17 protein-coding genes, 1 tRNA gene and 1 pseudogene are annotated in these 17,729 nt (G+C 62.6%); 7 read left to right on the forward strand and 12 right to left on the reverse strand.

Annotation, left to right across the window (positions count from 1 at the left end; all coding sequences use genetic code 11):
* The first annotated feature begins 169 nt into the window (after positions 1-169).
* Entirely contained in the window at positions 170-1,765 is a 1,596-nt protein-coding gene (locus APH28_RS03155; RefSeq protein ID WP_256248414.1) for an ABC transporter permease, read from the forward strand.
* Positions 1,762-2,625, forward strand: coding sequence for an ABC transporter ATP-binding protein (locus APH28_RS03160; RefSeq protein WP_060507593.1), 864 nt, complete (start codon positions 1,762-1,764; stop codon positions 2,623-2,625). The genes APH28_RS03155 and APH28_RS03160 overlap by 4 nt, the downstream gene beginning before the upstream one ends.
* A gap of 168 nt (positions 2,626-2,793) precedes the next feature.
* Here APH28_RS03160 and APH28_RS03165 read toward each other — a convergent pair whose 3' ends face one another.
* The 8 genes from APH28_RS03165 to APH28_RS03200 all read right to left on the reverse strand — a co-directional run bounded on the left by APH28_RS03165 (position 2,794) and on the right by APH28_RS03200 (position 9,968).
* Complete coding sequence (locus APH28_RS03165; protein WP_060507594.1) at positions 2,794-3,075, reverse strand: gamma-butyrobetaine hydroxylase-like domain-containing protein; 282 nt, start codon at positions 3,073-3,075, stop codon at positions 2,794-2,796.
* Positions 3,075-4,040, reverse strand: a complete 966-nt coding sequence (locus APH28_RS03170; protein ID WP_060507595.1) for a HEAT repeat domain-containing protein — start codon at positions 4,038-4,040, stop codon at positions 3,075-3,077. Before APH28_RS03170 ends, APH28_RS03165 begins: the two co-directional genes overlap by 1 nt.
* A complete protein-coding gene (locus APH28_RS03175; protein WP_060507596.1) occupies positions 4,037-4,888 on the reverse strand; it encodes an ABC transporter ATP-binding protein in 852 nt (283 codons plus the stop codon). The genes APH28_RS03170 and APH28_RS03175 overlap by 4 nt, the downstream gene beginning before the upstream one ends.
* A complete protein-coding gene (locus APH28_RS03180; protein WP_060507597.1) occupies positions 4,888-5,670 on the reverse strand; it encodes an ABC transporter permease in 783 nt (260 codons plus the stop codon). Before APH28_RS03180 ends, APH28_RS03175 begins: the two co-directional genes overlap by 1 nt.
* A gap of 15 nt (positions 5,671-5,685) precedes the next feature.
* A complete protein-coding gene (locus APH28_RS03185) occupies positions 5,686-7,092 on the reverse strand; it encodes an ABC transporter substrate-binding protein (protein ID WP_060507598.1) in 1,407 nt (468 codons plus the stop codon).
* Positions 7,093-7,213: 121 nt separating this feature from the next.
* Positions 7,214-7,459 (reverse strand): ferredoxin family protein, encoded by a 246-nt coding sequence (locus APH28_RS03190; RefSeq protein WP_008096634.1) that lies wholly within the window; start codon positions 7,457-7,459, stop codon positions 7,214-7,216.
* A gap of 38 nt (positions 7,460-7,497) precedes the next feature.
* On the reverse strand, positions 7,498-9,222 hold the full coding sequence (locus tag APH28_RS03195) for a fumarate reductase/succinate dehydrogenase flavoprotein subunit (RefSeq protein WP_060507599.1): 1,725 nt from the start codon (positions 9,220-9,222) through the stop codon (positions 7,498-7,500).
* Positions 9,219-9,968 (reverse strand): GntR family transcriptional regulator, encoded by a 750-nt coding sequence (locus APH28_RS03200; RefSeq protein WP_060507600.1) that lies wholly within the window; start codon positions 9,966-9,968, stop codon positions 9,219-9,221. Before APH28_RS03200 ends, APH28_RS03195 begins: the two co-directional genes overlap by 4 nt.
* A gap of 197 nt (positions 9,969-10,165) precedes the next feature.
* Between APH28_RS03200 and APH28_RS03205 the strand changes: the two genes are divergently transcribed.
* Positions 10,166-10,242, forward strand: a tRNA-Arg gene (locus APH28_RS03205).
* Positions 10,243-10,335: 93 nt separating this feature from the next.
* Here the strand turns inward: APH28_RS03205 and APH28_RS03210 are convergent.
* Positions 10,336-12,180, reverse strand: a complete 1,845-nt coding sequence (locus tag APH28_RS03210; protein ID WP_060507663.1) for a DUF3857 and transglutaminase domain-containing protein — start codon at positions 12,178-12,180, stop codon at positions 10,336-10,338.
* Between the two features lie 228 nt (positions 12,181-12,408).
* Between APH28_RS03210 and APH28_RS03215 the strand changes: the two genes are divergently transcribed.
* Entirely contained in the window at positions 12,409-14,139 is a 1,731-nt protein-coding gene (locus APH28_RS03215; protein WP_060507601.1) for a dipeptidase, read from the forward strand.
* 231 nt (positions 14,140-14,370) lie between these two features.
* Entirely contained in the window at positions 14,371-14,808 is a 438-nt protein-coding gene (locus APH28_RS03220) for a CBS domain-containing protein (RefSeq protein WP_060507602.1), read from the forward strand.
* Positions 14,809-14,815: 7 nt separating this feature from the next.
* Here the strand turns inward: APH28_RS03220 and APH28_RS03225 are convergent, their stop codons facing one another.
* The 3 genes from APH28_RS03225 to APH28_RS03235 all read right to left on the reverse strand — a co-directional run bounded on the left by APH28_RS03225 (position 14,816) and on the right by APH28_RS03235 (position 16,285).
* Positions 14,816-15,454 (reverse strand): hypothetical protein, encoded by a 639-nt coding sequence (locus APH28_RS03225; RefSeq protein ID WP_060507603.1) that lies wholly within the window; start codon positions 15,452-15,454, stop codon positions 14,816-14,818.
* 68 nt (positions 15,455-15,522) lie between these two features.
* Positions 15,523-15,765: a DUF2789 domain-containing protein gene (locus tag APH28_RS03230; RefSeq protein WP_060507604.1), complete on the reverse strand. Its 243-nt coding sequence runs from the start codon at positions 15,763-15,765 to the stop codon at positions 15,523-15,525.
* Positions 15,766-15,826: 61 nt separating this feature from the next.
* Positions 15,827-16,285 (reverse strand): aminoacyl-tRNA deacylase, encoded by a 459-nt coding sequence (locus APH28_RS03235; protein WP_060507605.1) that lies wholly within the window; start codon positions 16,283-16,285, stop codon positions 15,827-15,829.
* A 235-nt stretch (positions 16,286-16,520) separates the two neighbouring features.
* On the opposite strand from APH28_RS03235, the pseudogene APH28_RS03240 reads away from it, so the two are divergent.
* Both APH28_RS03240 and APH28_RS03245 read left to right on the forward strand, forming a co-directional pair.
* A pseudogene (locus tag APH28_RS03240) lies at positions 16,521-16,973 on the forward strand (NfeD family protein); the annotation flags it as partial.
* Positions 16,973-17,725, forward strand: a complete 753-nt coding sequence (locus tag APH28_RS03245; RefSeq protein ID WP_060507606.1) for a slipin family protein — start codon at positions 16,973-16,975, stop codon at positions 17,723-17,725. The pseudogene APH28_RS03240 and the gene APH28_RS03245, both read left to right, overlap by 1 nt.
* Positions 17,726-17,729 lie beyond the last annotated feature (4 nt).

Consider the following 17,729-nt stretch of genomic DNA (forward strand, 5'->3'; position numbering starts at 1 on the left):
CATGCGGGGCGCAGGACGGCTTGCGGGAAACGCATGGAAAATATGAGGAAAACGCAATGACAAGGGGGTTCCGTATGCAGGGGTTGCATGCTCTTATCTCTTGAAAGCTACTTGTGTAATTTTTTAATTCCATAAGTGAATAACATTGGAACGCTTCGAGAGATGGCCGATGAATGGAGTTCTGAGCAGAGGGCGAGGTTGGCTTCGAGGGCCGCTGCGCGGCCCAATCGCGACGCATGGCCGCTCCCACAAGGGCAGACTCTTGCCGTGGGCAGTACCGGTCTTTATTGCGCTGTTGTGGGTAGTGGCGAGCCGGCAGCACTGGATGAGCGAGCAGATCCTGCCAGCCCCCTCACTGGTGTGGCAAAGCGCGCTGGAGTTTGGCTCCGGTGAGCTTTGGGGGCACTTGTGGATAAGCCTGCAGCGGCTGTTCTGGGGATTGTTGGCGGGCATCAGCAGCGGCTTGCTGCTCGGCACTTGGCTGGGCACCTCACGCCATGCGCAGACCTGGGTGCTGCCAACCTTCGTGGCCCTGGCGCAGATCCCTACCCTGGCCTGGATTCCGCTGTTCATGCTGTTCTTCGGGATCGGCGAGCTGCTCAAGCTGGTAGTGCTGGTGAAGGCCGTGGTGGTGCCGGTCACCTTGCATACCCTGGTCGGCGTGCGCGATGCCCAGCCCAAACTGCGCGAGGCCGCCGCCGCCCTGCGCCTGCCGCGTCACCTGCTGTTCCTGCGCTTGCTGCTGCCGGCTGCCCTGCCCGCGTTCCTCACCGGCGTGCGCCTGGCCCTGGCAACGGGCTGGACCTCGTTGCTGGCCGTCGAGTTGCTGGCCTCCAGCGAAGGCATTGGCTACCTGATGGTCTGGGGCCGGCAACTGTTCATGCTCGACCTGGTGTTGCTTTGCATCCTGGTGATCGGCGTGGTCGGTGCGTTGCTGGAGCGTGGTTTCTCGACCCTGGAAAAACACCTGCTGTACTGGCCGCAACCGGCCACCGGTGAACAGCAGCGCGGGCCCATGCCGCGGGGCTGGCAGAGCCTGCTGCTGCCGGCGGCACTGTTGGCGCTGTGGCAGGCCAGCAACAGCCTCGCCTGGATCGACCCGAACATTCTCTCCTCACCGCTGGACGTGCTGCGCACCTTGCTCGCCGGGCTGGCCGATGGATCGCTGCCAGAAGCCATGCTGCTGAGCCTGCAGCGCACCCTGACCGGCCTGGTCCTGGGCGGCGGCGCCGGCTTGCTGAGCGGTCTGTTGCTGGGACTCTCGCGCAATGCGGAACGTCTTTTCGGGCCAAGCCTGACGGCGCTGCGGCAAGTGGCGCTGTTCGCCTGGGTGCCCTTGCTCACCGCCTGGTTCGGCCTTGGCGAAGGGGCCAAAAACGTGTTCGTCGGCCTGGCCGCTTTCTTCCCGCTGCTGATCGCCACCCAACGCGGTATCGCCGGCCTCTCGCCACAGCTGGGCGAAGCGGCCCGCACACTTCGCCTTAACCTGTGGCAACGCCTGCGCCTGCTGGTGCTGCCCGGCGCCGCGCCAGCGATATTCGCCGGCTTGCGCCTGTCATTGATCTACGCCTGGCTGGGCACCATCGGCGCCGAGTACTTCATGCCCTCGGACGGCGGCATTGCCAGCCTGATGATTGGTGCCCAGCAACTGTTCCGCATGGACCAGGTCATGGCCGCCATGGTTCTGATCGGCCTGGTCGGCGCCCTGCTCGGCACCCTCGGTCAACGCCTCGAATCGCGCGCCACGCGCTGGAGAACCGCATGAATGCCTTCAATGCCTCACACCTGCTCGCGGCCAACCAGGCCGACACCACACCGCCACTGGTCAGCTTCGAGGGCGTCGGCAAAGTCTTCAGCGTCGATGGCCAGCCGTTCGAGGCCATCCGCAACTTCAACCTGGCCATCAATGAAGGTGAATTCATCGCCATTGTCGGCGCCTCGGGCTGCGGCAAGTCAACCCTGCTGCGCCTGCTGGTGGGGTTGGACACCGACTACAGCGGTAGCATCCGCGTCGATGGCCAGGCGGTTAGCGGCATCGGTGGCGAGCGTGGCATCGTGTTCCAGGAGCACCGCCTGTTCCCCTGGCTGACGGTTGAGCAGAACATCGCTCTGGGCCTGGTCAACGAGCGCCTGACCCAGGGCGAGCGCGCCCGCCGTGTACATGAGTTCGTGCAACTGGTAGGCCTGGTCGGTTTCGAGTCGGCCTACCCCCACCAGCTTTCCGGTGGCATGGCCCAGCGCGTGGCGATTGCCCGCGGCCTGGTGGCGAGCCCGCGCATCCTGCTGCTTGATGAGCCGTTCGGCGCGCTCGATGCACTGACGCGCCAGCAGTTGCAGGATGAACTGCTGGCCATCCGCGAGCGCGCCGGCATCACCACCTTGTTGGTCACCCACGATGCTGAAGAAGCCACCTACCTCGCCGACCGGGTTGTGGTGCTGGAACCGCGCCCAGGGCGGATCAAGTCGGTGGTGGAGATCGACCTGCCACACCCACGCCTGCGCACCGGTGTGGCGTTGCATGGGCTGCGCGAAAAAGTCCTGCACCAGATCACCGGTGACGGCGGCTACCTGCCGCCGCCGGCCCGCCGAGTGGAAGGTTTGCGGCCCGAACTGATTGCCCTCTAGGCCCAATCCGCCGCGGGCAAGAAGCGCTCGACCACGGCGTCATGCTGCACCTTCTGCTTATAGACCTGCCGGTCGAACGGCAGACCGGTGCGCATGGCATAGACCGGTTTGTTCCTCGGTTCGCAAGCCTTGAAATTGCGCCGCCCCGGTTAGATGAATGAGGTACTGCTATGCCGCCCCCAGTCCGCGCAAATACTCCCAAGGGTAGATACCCCGTTGGTGCCCATCGCTGAACAGCAACTGCACGCCGTAACCCTGCGGCTCGATGCGCGCTACCCGCACATCGTCCTGCACCACGGCAATCGCACCGCCCAAGCGGGCAGCGCGGCATTGCGAGCAAGGGCAGGCAGCGCGTAAGCGGGCGTGGCTGATAACCTGCTCGGCATCCTGCCATTGCACAGTCAGATGCCCTGCCTCGCGCTGGTTGCGTATTGCACTCGGGCTGTTCATCAAGCCGCCCCGCGCAGCTGCGCCAAGGCGATACGCACGGCCTTGCGCACTTCCGGGTCGCTGTCTGCTTCAGCCGCCTGCAATGCCGGCAAGGCACTGGCCTGGCCCAGTTCGCCGAGCGCCAGCGCGGCTTCCTTGCGCAGGTTGGCGATGCCGTGGCCAAGCAAGTCGGCCAAAGCATCCAGCGCTTCGGCGTGACGCAAACGGCCCAGCGAGCGGGCAGCGCGCAAGCGCACTTGCCAGAAGCCATCGTCCAACGCCGCTACCAATGCTGGGCCCGCCTGGGCATGGCCCACCTTGCCCAGCGTCGTCGCGGCTTCCTCGCGCACCTGCCAGGCCGGGTCGCGCAACGCGCTGACCAACGCCGGCAGCACGCCGGAATCACGCGCAAGCCCCAGGGCACCAATTGCAGCACGACGCACCTCGGTGTCGGGCTCGTGCTCGGCCAGCCTGGCCAGCGCGGGCAACGCCGGCTCATGTTTGAGCCAACCCAGAATACCTACGGCTTCGCGCCGCACTGCCGCGTCGGGGTCCTCCAGCGCCCGCAGTGCAGGCCCGGCGGCGTCTTCAAGGCGCAGCTCACGCAGGGCACGCAAGGTACTGGCGCGGACGAAAGTATCTGCGTGGATCGTCCAGGGCAAAATCAGCTGCCCGGTCTCTGGGCTCTTCAATTCGCTGAGGCTCTGTGCTGCGGCCAAGCGTACCGCTTCGGCGCTATCTGCCAGTGCGGCGCACAAGGCCTGAACCACTTCCGGCTCCTCCCAGGCTTCCAGCAGGCGCGCGGCCTCGGCGCGCACTTCGTCAGCAGCATCGACCAGCAGGGCATCGGTAAGCCACGGCAAGGCGTCCGGGTCTTCCAGGTCGGCCAGTTCGATCAGGGCAATGTGCCGCACGCCGGCGTCATCGGCTTCGAGGCGTGGCAGCAGTTCAAGAATCTCGGGGTTGTCGGTGCTTCGCGCAGTCATAATGCGATCCTTAACGGCAGAGGGTCGACGGCCGGCAGGCCAAGCGGCGTCAGGCGCGGCAATTCACGGCCCTCTTCATGGCGCAGCAAGGCCAGACAATGGCGTTTGAGGTGGGTGAATTCAGGGCTGGTCAACAGGCTGGCGCGGCGCGGGCGGGCAAAGTCCAGGCGCAGGTTCTCGATGAAGCGGCCGGGGCGCGGGCTCATCACCAGAATGCGGTCGGCCAGGAACAAGGCTTCGTCGATATCGTGGGTGACGAACACCACGGTGGTACGGATGCGCGCCCAGATATCCAGCAGTAGTTCCTGCATGCGCGAGCGGGTTTGCGCATCCAGTGCGCCGAACGGCTCGTCCATCAGCAGCAGACGCGGGCGGTTGATCAGCACCCGGGCAATTTCGGCGCGCTGCTGCATGCCACCCGACAACTGGCTGGGCCAGCGCTCGGCGAAATCGGCCAGGCCCACCAGCTGGAGCATTTCACGCGCCTGCTGGCGGCGTTCGGCCTTGCCCAGGCCTTGCATCTTCAAGCCGAAGGCGACGTTGTCGAGCACGCTGCGCCACGGCAGCAAGGTGTGGTGCTGAAACACCATGCCGCGCTGAGGCGACGGCCCGGCGATGGCCTGGCCATCCACGCTCAGCACTCCGCTGCTGGGCACCAGGTGCCCGGCCAAGGCGCCGAGCAGCGTCGACTTGCCACAGCCGGAGGGCCCCAGGATGCAGACAAATTCGCCCGGTTCCACGGCGAAATCCAGGCGCTGCACCGCCTCGAAGGCCTCTCGGGCCTCACCCAGCCGAATCGACAGCGCATGCCCATCGATTCGCCCGGGCGGCTGTTGATAACTGTTCATCAGCCAGCCCTCCGCGTGCGGTACCAGGGCGTGGCGAATGCGCCGAGGCGCTTGACCAGCGCGCTGCTGCCCATGCCCAGCACGCCGATCAGCAGCATGCCGACGATGATGTCCGGGTAGTTCTGCAAGGTGTACGACTCCCAGGTGTAGTAACCGATGCCGAACTGCCCGGCGATCATCTCGGCGGTGACCAGGCAGAACCACGAGGTGCCCATGCCGATGGCAAGGCCGGTGACGATGCTCGGCAGCGCACCAGGCAGCACCACTTCGCGCAGGATCGCCCAGCGCCCGGCACCCAGGCTGCGCGCCGACGCCACCAGACGCGGGTCGACCGCCTCAGCGCCATGCACGGTGTTGAGCAGGATCGGGAACAGCGCACCGGTGAAGGTGATGAATACCATCGACAGCTCCGAGGAAGGGAACATCAGGATCGCCAGCGGGATCCACGCCACCGCCGGTATCGGTCGCAACACTTCGAGCGGCGGCAGCAAGGTGTCCTCGGCCCATTTCGAGCGGCCAATCAATAGCCCCAGGGTCACGCCCAGCAGTGCCGCAGCGGCATACCCGGCAAACACCCGCGACAGGCTGCTGCCCAGGTGCGCCAGCAGGGCGCTGGAGGTCAGCAACTGCCAGGCCGCCTCCAGCACCGCCTGCGGTGTGGGGACATAGGTAAAGGTCAGCAGGCCAAGGTCCAGCTTGACGCTGGCCGCCACCTGCCAGAACAACAGGCAGGCCAGCAGCGAAGCCAGGCGCACGGGCCAGCGTTTGAGGTCGCGGGTCATGTCGGTGCCTCCCGGTCAGCGCTGGGCGACCAGCTTCTGGTTGGCACTGACGAAGTCCAGCGCTTCACCGCCATGGGCCTTGGCGTACTGCTCGGCCTGGTCCTTGAGCAGGAATGCCGACAGCTCGCCCTTGGCGTTGCGCACGAACCAGGCCTGGTTGGCCAGCAGCTTGATGCCGCTGTCGGCAGCCTGAGCGTAGATCGCGCGGATGTCTTTGCCCTCTTGCTCCAGCTGGGCCAGGGCGCCGAGGGCCGCTTGCGGCGAAGCGTAATGACGCACCTTGTCTTCACCGCGCACCCAGATCTGCGCCAGGCGGCTGAGGTCGGTGATCGGCTTGCCGGTGAGCGCATCATTAGCCTTGAGCGGCAGCGGGTCGTAATTCTTCAGCGCCTTGTCGTAGTCGAGGCCAGCCTGCTTGTAGGCGGCACGGATGTACTGGTCGTCGATGAACTGGTCGGTATCGAGGCCGCGGTCGGTCTTTTTCAGCAGCTTCAGCGTATCAATGGAGGTGGCCACGGCCTGGCGGTATTCCGGCTTCCAGGTCAGGTCGCGGGTCTGCAGGCCGAGCGGGCCGTGGAACAGGTAGTTGACCTCGGCTTCGATGCCGGTGACCTTTTCGATCAGCTCGCTGTACTTCTCCGGTTCGGCTGCAATCAGGCGGTCGGCTTCAAGGCTGGCGCGCAGGTAGGCGGTGACCACTTCCGGGTACTTCTTCGCGTAATCGGCATCCACCAAGGCGCCATGGAACGTTGGCGCGTTGGCCTGGGCACCGTCGTAGACTTTGCGGGCGAAGCCGCGATTGGGGAACAGTTCGGCGAACGGAACGAAGTCGGCGTGGGCCTCGATGCGGTTGCTGCGCAAGGCGGAGCCTGCTATTTCCGGGGCCTGTGCAATGATCCGCACGTCCTTCTGCGGGTCCCAGCCTTGGGCGGCGACGGCGCGCAGCAGCATGCCGTGGGCGGTGGAGGCGAACGGCACGGAGATGGTCTTGCCCTTGAGCTCAGCCAGCGACTGCACCTTCGACGCTGCCGGCACGACGATGCCGTTGCCGCTGCCATGCACACTGCCCGACAGCACACTGATGAACAGGCTGCGCTTGCCGGCATCCAGGTGCGCGACACCGTTGAATGAGCCAGGGAAATCAGCCATGGCGCCGAAGTCGAGCTTGCCCGCGACCATCTCGTTGGTCAGCGGCGCGCCGCTGGTGAAGTTCTTCCACTCGACCTGGTACTGGGCATCCTTGTACTTGCCGTCATGCGGCAGGTACTTGTCGAGCAGGCCCAGCTCGCGGATCAGCAGGCCGCCAGTGGCGCAGTTGATCGTGGTGTCCTGGGTACCAATGGCGATGCGGATGGTTTCGGCGTTGGCGTTCAGGCCGGTGAGCGCCAGCGCGAGGCCGGCCACGGTTGCTACAAGGCGCATGGGTGTTTCCCCTCGAATCGTTTTGAGTTCTGGAATCGTCTCCGCCGCCCGGCTTGGGGGGTGGGAAACGAGGGGCAGTGCAGGAAGGCGCGTCCGGTGGTTCACCGGTAGCGGGGAAGAATCAGCGCAGCAGGTACGGGATGTCGACCTTGACCGCGCCGGTGGGGCAGTCTTTCTCGCAAGGCATGCAGTACCAGCACTCGTCGAAGGCCATGTAGGCCTTTTGCGTGGCCGGGTTGATCGCCAGCAGGTCCATGGGGCAGACCTCGACACAGACGGTGCAGCCTTTTTCGGCGATGCACTTGTCTTCGTCGATGGTTACCGGGGCGCTGCTGCGAAAAAAGATTTCCTGGGGCTGGTAAGCCATTTCACGGGGTCCTTGGGGCCCTCGGCCCGCTGTTTTATTCAGGCGGCGTCGGCTTTGACCCGCAGCCGGTCATAGGCGGTCTGTTCCTGGGCATCCAGCGCGATCAGGTACGGCTCGACTGCTTTCTTGAAACTGGTCATCTCACCGTTTTCGCCTTTTTTCAGATGGCAATGGCAGAACCACTCACCATCGTTGCGCTCAGGGAAGTCCACGCGGTGGTGGTACAGGCCCCAGCGGCTCTCTTTGCGGAACAATGAGGCGCGTGCCGCCATCTCGGCACAGTCGCGGATCACCGACACTTCCATGGCACGCATCAGCTCGTGCGGGTTACTGGCTTTCATCTGGTCGAGATCACGTTCGATCTCGGCAAAACGTGCCAGACCGATCTCCATCTTCTTGGTGACCTTCGGCGGCTGCAGGTAGTCGTTGACCATGCGCCGCAGCTTGTACTCAACCTGCGCAGGCGGCAGGCCATGCTCGCGTTGCAGCGGGGCGAACACCCGCGCGCGCTCGCGCTCGACCTGCTCGGCGTCGACCTCGGCCAGGTCCCGCCCGGCCACGTACTGCGCGGCGTTCACACCGGCAAACCAGCCGTAGGTAAATGCGCCAAGCATGTAGTTGTGCGGCACCGCAGCCATGTCTCCGGCGGCATACAAGCCCTTCACGCTGGTCTCGGCCTTCTCGTTGACCCACACCCCCGAGGCCGAATGCCCCGAGCAGAAGCCGATCTCGGAGATATGCATCTCGACCATGTGCTGGCGGTAGTCGGTGCCCCGCCCGGCATGGAACTGGCCGCGGCTGGGGCGCTCGTTGCTGTGCAGGATTTCTTCGATGTTCTGGATGGTTTCCTCGGCCAGGTGGTCGAGCTTGAGGAACACCGGGCCGTTACCGCCTTCAAGCTCCTGGTGGAACTCCCACATCATCTGCCCGCTCCAGTAGTCGCACTCGATGAAGCGCTCGCCCTTGCTGTTGGCGGTGTAGCCACCCAGCGGGCCGGTGACGTAGGCGCAGGCCGGGCCGTTGTAGTCCTTGATCAGCGGGTTGATCTGGAAGCACTCGAGGTTGGCCAGCTCGGCGCCGGCATGGTAGGCCATGGCATAGCCGTCGCCGGCATTGGTCGGGTTCTCGTAGGTGCCCATCAGGTAACCCGACGATGGCAGGCCCAGGCGCCCGGCGGCACCGCAGGCGAGGATCACCGCCTTGGCGCGGACCACGCGGAACTCGCCGCTACGGCAGTCGAAGCCAAGCACACCGGCAGCGGCGCCTTCGGCATCGAGCAACACGCGGGTGCAGACCATGCGGTTGCTGATCTCGACACGGGCACGCTTGAGCTGGCGGTAGAGCACCTTCTTGATGTCGTGGCCTTCGGGCATGGGCAACACATAGGCGCCCATGTGGTGGACCTTCTTCACCGCGTAGTCGCCGGTCTCGTCCTTCTCGAACTTCACCCCCCAGCGGTCGAGCTGTTCGATGGTCTCGAAGCTGTGGGTCGCGTAGGCATGCACGGCGGCCTGGTTGACGATACCGTCGTTGGCCACGGTGATTTCCTTGGTGTACTGCTCGGGCGTGGCATGGCCGGGGATGATGGCGTTGTTCAGGCCGTCCATGCCCATGCTGATGGCGCCACTGCGCTTGACGTTGGCCTTGTCCAGCAGCAGCACGCGCAGACTCTTGTCGTGCTCCTTGGCCTTGATCGCGGCCATCGGCCCGGCGGTGCCGCCGCCGATGACGATGATGTCGTAATCCTGGGTCTCGATACTCATGCCTTGCTCCCCTTCTGGCGGTCGATGCGCAGGCGGTACTGGAAGGCATCGCCGCGGTAATACAGGTGTTCGAAGTCCAGTGGCGTGCCGTCGGCGGCGTGGGTCAGGCGTTCGATGCGCATGATCGGCGCGCCCTCCTCCACCTCCAGCGCCTGGGTCAGGTCGCTGTCGGCCAGCACCGCATCGATGGCCAGGTCGGCATGACCCAGGGCGATGCCGCAGTCGTTTTCCAGCAGCAGGAAGATGTCGCGGGTGACCAGGTCGGCCTTCTCCAGCCTTTCACCGACGGCCTTGGGCAGCCAAGTCAGTTCCAGCGACACCGGCTCGCGGTTGATCAGCCGCACCCGGCGGATCTCGGTGACCAGGCTGCCCTCCTCGACCTGCAGCCGCGCGGCAACAAGTGCGTTGGCCGGCACATGGCGGAAGCTGCGCAAGCGGTTGATCACCTCGTAGCCCATCTGCGTCATCGACTCGCCCAGGCCCTGCAGGGTGCTGACGTTCTGGAACGCCTTGGGCTTGGCGACGAAAGTGCCTTTGCCATGGATCTTGAAGATCAGCCCTTCTTTCTGCAGATCACCCAGCGCTTGGCGCACGGTGATGCGGCTGACGTCGAACGCCTTGCCCAGTTCGCTTTCCGAGGGCATGCGGCTATGCGGTGGATAAGTGCCGTCGAGGATGCGCTCGCGCAGCAATTCCTTGAGCTGGGTGTAGAGCGGTACCGGAGAAAGGGGGAGCAGTTCGGCCATGGGTCTCTTCGCTGATCGATGACTTGTTATAACAAGTTGTGACGAGAGAATAGAGGGCATAAGAGCCTGTAAGGAAATACTGATATCGCATATGGATAGATGGATTTTCGCTGGCCCGATCCAGTAGCAGTGGAAAAACAGCCTTAGATCAAGGCGATGGACGCCGCCGAATCAGATGGGTATCATGCGTGCGCGTTGCACTCGTAGCTCAGCTGGATAGAGTACTGCCCTCCGAAGGCAGGGGTCGTGGGTTCGAATCCCGCCGAGTGCGCCATGAATTCAGCACTCCCGGTCGCTTGGCTGATCGAGATGCACGCAAAAAGCCCCGCACAGTTCATTCTGGCGGGGCTTTTTGCGTTGAGGGCAGTCAGCCTTGCACGATGATCTGCCCTTGTAGGTCCTTGACCATCATTTCGATGGCCGGCTTCATCGCCTGGAACTGCTCGGGAGTGCACACCGCCTTGTTGTGCTTGAACTGAATGCGCCGTTCGATGACGACCGCATGGCCGTCCTGTGTATAACGAGCGCTGTAGTCGAAACTGTCATCTTTCACAGTGATGCTTTCGGGGATTGCCTGAATGGCGATTTCAGCCGGGAATTCAAAACGCGCCTTTTCCAGCATTTCATCGCCAAAGCAGGCGAAGGGTTGGGTTCGGTTACTTTCCCCGGCGTAGTCGCTGACAAGCCCCGCAATGCCACCAAACAGACTGCTGATTGCCGCCACCCCGACCGGACCAGGCAAATTGACCAAATTCGCGGTATGCCCTTCGGCCACACTGGTGAAATGCTCAGGCCCCTGGGAAGGCAAAATGACAATCTTGCCACTACCTCGCTGCCCATAGTGGTTGAGCACTTGTTCGACGTAGCGATCCAGGTCAGCCGGATCCATGCTTTTGACGCCGAATCGGTGGTACTCACTGGCCCAGCCCTCGATCGCCGCAGTGCTGGTGAAGTCAGCAGCACCCTTGCTGTCTATTTTGAACAGCAAATCACTTGCCACCCTGCCAAATTGAGTAGGTGGCGTGCTCCCGAACTTACCCGACACGGTCAGTATTGTTGGCTTGTTTAGTACCAGTTGCGGAAGAAAGCCGGCAGCGACCGATGGATCGGTAGAATCCAGATACAGGTCCAGGCTCGGGATGTAAGTCACCGCGTGGTTGAGCACGCCGAGCGTTGCCACCTTCGGCAAGGAGTAGGCGTTACCCTGATTGATCAGCGCTGGCGAACTTTCGATGCCTGCTGCGTTCAGCAGCGCATTGAGCAATGCCACATGGTCCTTGCAGTCACCATAGCGGTTGTTCAGAACGGTCTGCGCCGTGTGCGGAACCACGCCGCCAGCACCGACGTAAACAGCCACATAGCGAATGTTCTTTCGCACCCAGTCACTGAGCTTGAGTGCCTTGGCACGGTCATCGTCTGTATCCGCCGTCAACTGTTCGGCCAGTGTCGCTATCGCTGGCGTCACCTCAACGGTGGCACGGGCCTGGTAGCTGGATGCCAGTGCGGCATAATCCTTGAACGTCGAAACCGCGAGGTAGCTGCCGTAGTCCAGATAGGACACCGCGCCTTCTTCGATCCGTGCCTGGTTGGCTGGCACGAAGTCCCAGCGATGGACCTTACGCCCATTGCCACTTTCCGGGGCCGATGCCTTGAAGCCGCGGGCATCGGCGTATAACGGCATGCCTGCTGGCAGGTCATAAATAATGGTGAACTGCTCCACAGGATGGAACCCTGGTGTGATCAGCTCTTCGAAGTGGCCTGGGAACAGCGCAGTAGCGCGATCAAGCTTGTAGCGCAGCACCAGGCGATCACCTACGGCAACCTGTGGATAGATCACCACCTTGACGCGCGAATCCTGGAACATCGGCGCAAAGGAAGATATCTGCTCTTGCTGCTCCTTGATCTGTGATGCATCCACCACCACCTTTCGCCCATCAGGCTTCTGGGTGTATGCGTCAATGATCGTCAAGGTTTCTAGCGAATGGTTGAAGCTAAGCGCACGCTGAGCCGCTTGCCGAATGGCCCGTTCCTCATTGATGCGGAAAGTCGACTCGGCTTCCAGCTGGAAACTGCCGTCAGGCTGAACGGTGAAGGAATGCACGAACTTTTCGACAGTGATCGAGTGATCAGTACCATCGTCCAGAGCATTGGCAAAACAAGCACCGGCCAATGTAAAGGCCAGTGCGCCCGTGAGGGATAAGAATTTCAGCATTCGCATGGAAGCGCTCCTTGTCGCTGTCGTGAGACTCACTGCATGGGAACATTAGTGATCACCGGCTAGCTATGAGACCGGGATGCCTCGTCGCGAGTGACAGCTCCTACAATTCTGTAGGAATAGATACCTTCCTCTCTCCCTCCCACTGTGCATTGGTGATAGCGTGAGACCCTGCTCGTTTTTTTGATCGGGCCTCATCTACATTGCAAAGGAATGTGCATTCCCATGACATTTGCCAAGATCTTCGCTACGTCACTGTTGGTGACCGGCGTTTCCATGTTTTCAATCCCTGCCCAGGCCAACCTTACCCAGCAGCAATCCGCCGCCATCATCAAAACCTTCGATGGCAGTGATCCGGTCGATTTCAAGCATTTCCTCGGCAACCTCAAGGGCAGTGACCTGGCCAAGGCCGACAACCTCACCGCCACGCTCGACGCCTACCTGGCCGGCAAGCCGCTCGCCGCCGAACAGCAGAACGAGATCAACCGCCTGCTCGGCCTGTACACCCGCATCAAGTACGCCAAAGCCGCCACGGAAAACCTGCGCGAGCTGGTAGCCATCCCCACCTTCAGCGTCGACGGTGTGCCGCAGCACGAAAACCCCGAATTCCTGAAGATCGCCGACAAGATCAAGGCCCTGGCCGAGAGCTTCGGCCTGGCCTTCCGCAACGTCGACAACCGCGTCTACGAGATCTCGCTGGGTGAAGGCAAGGAAGTGGTCGGCATCCACGCCCACGCCGACGTGGTACCGGTCAACCCGGACAACTGGAAACTGGCCGACGGCACCCGTCTCGACCCGTTCAAGGTCACCCTGGTCGGCGACCGCATGTACGGCCGTGGCACCGAGGACGACAAGAACGGCATCATCGTGGCGATGTATGCATTGAAAGTGGCCAAGGATGAAAAGCTACCGCTGGCCCGGCAGTTCAAGCTGCTGATCGACACCACCGAAGAAACCAGCGGCGACGCCATCCCGTACTACTTCGAGCGTAACCCCACGCCGGACTACAACCTGGCACTCGATGGCGGCTACCCGGTGGTGATTGCCGAGAAAGGCTACGGTACGGTCATGGCCAGCTTCAGCAAGCGCCCGGCCACGGGCCAGGGTGCGGAAATCGTCAACCTGACCGGCGGCCTGGCGACCAACCAGATTCCGACCACGTCGGTGGCGACCTTGGTGGCGGACAACCCGGCCGAGCTGGCCAAACACTTGGAGAAGGCTGGCGCCGACTATGTGAAGCGCAATGGCAAGGACTTCAGCATCGACGCCAAGGTCGACGGCAAGAACGTGCTGCTGACCGTGACCGGCGTGTCTGCCCACTCCTCGGAACCGGAGTCCGGCGTCAACCCGGTGGCCCGCATGCTCGACTTCCTCAATGGCCTGGGCCAGCAGGTGCCGCTCAAGCACAACCACTTCACCGACGCCGCCCGCTACGCCGCCGACAACTGGGGCCTGGACTATCTGGGCAAGAAGCTCGGCATCGGCTTCGAAGACTCGTTCATGGGCCCGCTGACCACCTCACTGACCTTCGTCGGGGTGGATGCCAAGGGCCTGAAGCTGGCCGTGAACCTGCGCATCCCCAAAGGCAAGCCGTTGGCCACGCTGAAGGACCAATTGGCCGACAAGCTTGGCAAATGGACCCGCCAGAGCCACACCTCGGTGGCCTTCGACTACAGCCTCGACGAGCCGATGTTCCGCAACCCCGAAGGCGAGTGGGTCAAGGCGCTGCTCGATGTGGCCAGCGAGAACCTGGGGATGAAACATGAATTCGGCACCTCGGCCGGCGCCACCTCGGTGCATGACCTGCCCAATGGCGTGCAGTTCGGCCTGGCCATGCCGGACGTGAAGTACACCGGGCACAACGACAACGAGTTCAAGACCGTGGAACAGTTCATGCTCGACCTGCAGGTGGTGAGCGAGATGGTGGCGCGGATCGGGCAGATGCCGAAGCTCTGAGCCAGCCGTACCGGCCTCTTCGCGGCTAAAGCCGCTCCCACAGGATTTTCATCAGCTTCAAGGCATGTGCCGTCCCGGTGGGAGCGGCTTTAGCCGCGAAGAGGCCGGTACAAGAAACACCCATGACGTTTTTTAATCGACTCGATGCCGTTTCCTGCATTGCCGTGCAGGCCGGCGTGCCGGATGCTTTATTTACTCCAAGAGCTCGTCTTTTCTCCCGCAGAGGCCCGTATGAAGACCGTCGAACAAATCCTCAAGACCAAGTCCCAGCACCAGACCGTGTACACCATCGGCCCGGATGACTCGGTGCTCGACGCCCTGAAACTGCTGGCGGAGAAAAACGTGGGTGCACTGCCGGTGGTGGAGAACGACCAGGTGGTGGGCATCGTCAGTGAACGGGACTATGCCCGTAAGCTGGTGCTCAAGGGCCGCTCCTCCGCTGCCACCCCGGTGCGCGAAATCATGAGCGCGCCAGTGATCACGGTGGAACCAAAAAGAAACCTGGATTACTGCATGCAGCAGATGACCGACCGCCACCTGCGCCACCTGCCAGTCGTGGAAAACGGCAAGCTGCTCGGCCTGCTGTCCATCGGTGACCTGGTCAAGGAAACCATTGCCGAACAGGCCAGCCTGATCAAGCAACTGGAGCAATACATTCGCGGCGAATGACCACGCCTCAGTGGTAGGCGCGCTCCAGCTCGTCCAGCTGATGGTCGAAGCTGCGCAGGCGCGCCGACCAGGTGTACACCAGCACCTCCAGGTCACGATTGAGCACGGCGGTGTTGCCATGGCCGTTGCCCGAAGGCTCGCACAGGTCCAGCTGATAACGCTCGCGGGCCATGGCCGTGGCCACGCTGGACAGGTCTCGGGCATTGGCCAGCCAGTGATGATGATGGTCGTGGATTTCACGGTCGAGAACCCGGCACTGGCGTTTCAACGCATCCAGGCTTTGCTCCAGCGGAGTACCCTTGAGCTCGCCCATGACCTCCTCGAAGGTGCGACCGGAATGCCAGTAGCTGCCCCAGAAGTATCGGTCGAATACTGTTTCGACGCGGCGTAGCGCAACCTTGGTGTTCCAGATGGTCAGCAGCGTTCGACCCTGGATCACTTCACGCTTGTTCAGGCGCAACTGCTGCCAGGCAATCCAGGTCAGCGCCACCATCGCGGTGGCGGCGGAAAATGCAGCGCCAGCGTAGAGAAACTGTATGGCCTGATTCATCTGCTGGGTGTGGCGGATGCCAAAGAAGTAACCGGCCGTCAGGGTGCCCAGGATCGTCACGGAGCACCAGAAACCTGGTGCGTAGGGATCTTTCATCGCGCTATCCCCTATTGTTTTTCCTGAGCATAGCAACGGCCGATCACTCGTCAGGTGCCGCTCGGCACTTATTTTTTCTTCGGATGCAGTGCCTCGTTCAACTGGTCGATCATCGGTATCCAGTCTGCATCAGCGGTATAGCTTTCCTTGAGAAATGCGCGCTGCCCTTCATTCCAGAAAGGCGCATCCACCAATTTCACACCGTCATCCAACGGCGAGTGCGTGGTAATGAAGCGCTCGATTTCAACGGGATCATCAGGCAGCCCCAGTTGCTTGAAAATTTCCGAGAAGTGGTGGTTCGGTTTTTCCATGTTGCCTCCTTAGCACCGGGCCGGTCAGCTGAGCTTTCGGCCCGGCATGGGTTGGTTATCATCAGCACAGTTCTCGTACTTCGGCGTGCGGTACCAGTTTGAGGTACTGCTCCATGCTCATGTGGATCAGGTGATCGTGATCACCCGCCTCCAGATAGACATCGCCCTGACGGGTAAGACTCGAATCGAGCAGCATCTTTATCTGATAGGCGTCGCCCATTGCCGGAATGGCGCCCCGCTCGCAATCGCCGAACAGCATCGGCAAGGCGCTTTCACGGGTCATTTGCCAGTCGCCGAACATGCGCACCTTGCTCATGTCCATGTGCCGGTTGGCCGGTAGCACGGCCATGATGTAGTTGCCGTGGCGATCGTCGAGCATGACCGACTTGGCGACCCGCTCGGCGGGTACCCCGGCCGTGCGCGCCGATTCAAGGCTAGTGGCCGAGTGTGGGTGGGGAATGATGTCGTAGTCGCAGTTGGCCTGGTCCAGGCGCTGCTGCAGGGTCTTGGCCATACGCATGATGCACCTCCGGTTTCGCCCCCAATTTCCAATTTTAGGCCGCGGGTGGGCAGGCATGGCTAAACTTCAAACAGAGAGGTCAACGAGGTGACGACAGGTGATCACTCGATGTTTCAGCTGCTTGCTGCTGTTGCTGCTTGGTCTTGCCCCGGCCAGCGCCGACTGCCTGATTAGCAACCTCGGACAGGCCAAGGCCCAGGGCACCGAGTTGGAGGCCGTCATCACCAATCTGAGCGTGCCGCTGATCCTGCTCGGTATCGCCTTCATCATCGCCGAGGCGTTCCTGCCCAGCTTCGGCGTGATCGGTTTCAGCGGCATCGTCGCTTTCGTGGTCGGCGCCGTGATCCTGATCGACACCGATGCACCGGGCTTTGGTATCCCGCTGACGCTCATCGGTGCCCTCGCCGTGCTTTCGGCGCTGATGATCGGCGGTCTGCTGGGCATGGCCCTCAAGGCGCGCCGACGGGCGCTGGTCAGCGGTGATGCTGGCCTGGTCGGCAGCCTGGTGACGGTCACCCAGGTGATGGCGGGCAACCCGTTCTGTGGCTCGGTCCAAGCCCAGGGCGAACAATGGCAAGCCCAGTGCGCCACGCCGCTGCAGCTCGGGCAGAACGTCCGGGTCACGGCACGCCATGGGGTGATGCTGGAAGTGAGCGCCGCCGCGCCTGCGGCGCAAGGAGACCGATGATGTTCATGCAAGTGGGTTTCGGCGCGGTGCTGATCGTGCTGGCGATGCTGTTGCTGTCGGCATTTCGCATCCTGCGCGAGTACGAGCGGGGCGTGGTATTCCAGCTGGGGCGCTTCTGGCAGGTCAAAGGGCCGGGGCTGATCCTGCTGATCCCGGTGATCCAGCAGATGGTCCGGGTCGACCTGCGTACCGTGGTGCTGGATGTGCCGCCACAGGATGTGATCACCCGCGACAACGTGTCGGTGAAGGTCAATGCCGTGCTGTATTTCCGCGTGCTCGACCCGCAGAAAGCGATCATCCAGGTCGAGGACTTCCTCGTCGCCACCAGCCAGCTGGCCCAGACCACCTTGCGTGCCGTGCTGGGCAAGCACGAGCTGGACGAACTGCTGGCCGAGCGCGAGCAACTGAATTTGGACATCCGCCAGGTACTGGACGCACAGACCGACGCCTGGGGCATCAAGGTGGCCAACGTCGAGATCAAGCACGTCGACCTCAACGAATCGATGGTCCGCGCCATCGCCCGCCAGGCAGAAGCCGAACGTGAGCGGCGGGCCAAGGTGATTCACGCCGAGGGCGAATTGCAGGCGTCGGAAAAGCTGATGCAGGCCGCGCAGATGCTCAGCAAGGAGCCGGGGGCCATGCAGTTGCGCTACATGCAGACGCTGGGGACGATTGCCGGGGATAAGAGCTCGACCATTGTTTTTCCGTTACCGGTCGACTTACTCAAGGGGTTGGTGGACAAGCAGAAATGAGCGG

It is taken from the genome of Pseudomonas sp. NBRC 111124, from assembly GCF_001320245.1.
Classification (GTDB): domain Bacteria; phylum Pseudomonadota; class Gammaproteobacteria; order Pseudomonadales; family Pseudomonadaceae; genus Aquipseudomonas.

Excerpts from the sequence above, each read along its gene's own strand:
- APH28_RS03155 (WP_256248414.1), top strand. The coding sequence starts at position 170 with ATGAATGGAGTTCTGAGCAGAGGGCGAGGTTGGCTTCGAGGGCCGCTG.
- APH28_RS03160 (WP_060507593.1), top strand. The coding sequence starts at position 1,762 with ATGAATGCCTTCAATGCCTCACACCTGCTCGCGGCCAACCAGGCCGAC.
- APH28_RS03165 (WP_060507594.1), bottom strand. The coding sequence starts at position 3,075 with ATGAACAGCCCGAGTGCAATACGCAACCAGCGCGAGGCAGGGCATCTG.
- APH28_RS03170 (WP_060507595.1), bottom strand. The coding sequence starts at position 4,040 with ATGACTGCGCGAAGCACCGACAACCCCGAGATTCTTGAACTGCTGCCA.
- APH28_RS03175 (WP_060507596.1), bottom strand. The coding sequence starts at position 4,888 with ATGAACAGTTATCAACAGCCGCCCGGGCGAATCGATGGGCATGCGCTG.
- APH28_RS03180 (WP_060507597.1), bottom strand. The coding sequence starts at position 5,670 with ATGACCCGCGACCTCAAACGCTGGCCCGTGCGCCTGGCTTCGCTGCTG.
- APH28_RS03185 (WP_060507598.1), bottom strand. The coding sequence starts at position 7,092 with ATGCGCCTTGTAGCAACCGTGGCCGGCCTCGCGCTGGCGCTCACCGGC.
- APH28_RS03190 (WP_008096634.1), bottom strand. The coding sequence starts at position 7,459 with ATGGCTTACCAGCCCCAGGAAATCTTTTTTCGCAGCAGCGCCCCGGTA.
- APH28_RS03195 (WP_060507599.1), bottom strand. The coding sequence starts at position 9,222 with ATGAGTATCGAGACCCAGGATTACGACATCATCGTCATCGGCGGCGGC.
- APH28_RS03200 (WP_060507600.1), bottom strand. The coding sequence starts at position 9,968 with ATGGCCGAACTGCTCCCCCTTTCTCCGGTACCGCTCTACACCCAGCTC.
- APH28_RS03210 (WP_060507663.1), bottom strand. The coding sequence starts at position 12,180 with ATGCTGAAATTCTTATCCCTCACGGGCGCACTGGCCTTTACATTGGCC.
- APH28_RS03215 (WP_060507601.1), top strand. The coding sequence starts at position 12,409 with ATGACATTTGCCAAGATCTTCGCTACGTCACTGTTGGTGACCGGCGTT.
- APH28_RS03220 (WP_060507602.1), top strand. The coding sequence starts at position 14,371 with ATGAAGACCGTCGAACAAATCCTCAAGACCAAGTCCCAGCACCAGACC.
- APH28_RS03225 (WP_060507603.1), bottom strand. The coding sequence starts at position 15,454 with ATGAAAGATCCCTACGCACCAGGTTTCTGGTGCTCCGTGACGATCCTG.
- APH28_RS03230 (WP_060507604.1), bottom strand. The coding sequence starts at position 15,765 with ATGGAAAAACCGAACCACCACTTCTCGGAAATTTTCAAGCAACTGGGG.
- APH28_RS03235 (WP_060507605.1), bottom strand. The coding sequence starts at position 16,285 with ATGCGTATGGCCAAGACCCTGCAGCAGCGCCTGGACCAGGCCAACTGC.
- APH28_RS03245 (WP_060507606.1), top strand. The coding sequence starts at position 16,973 with ATGTTCATGCAAGTGGGTTTCGGCGCGGTGCTGATCGTGCTGGCGATG.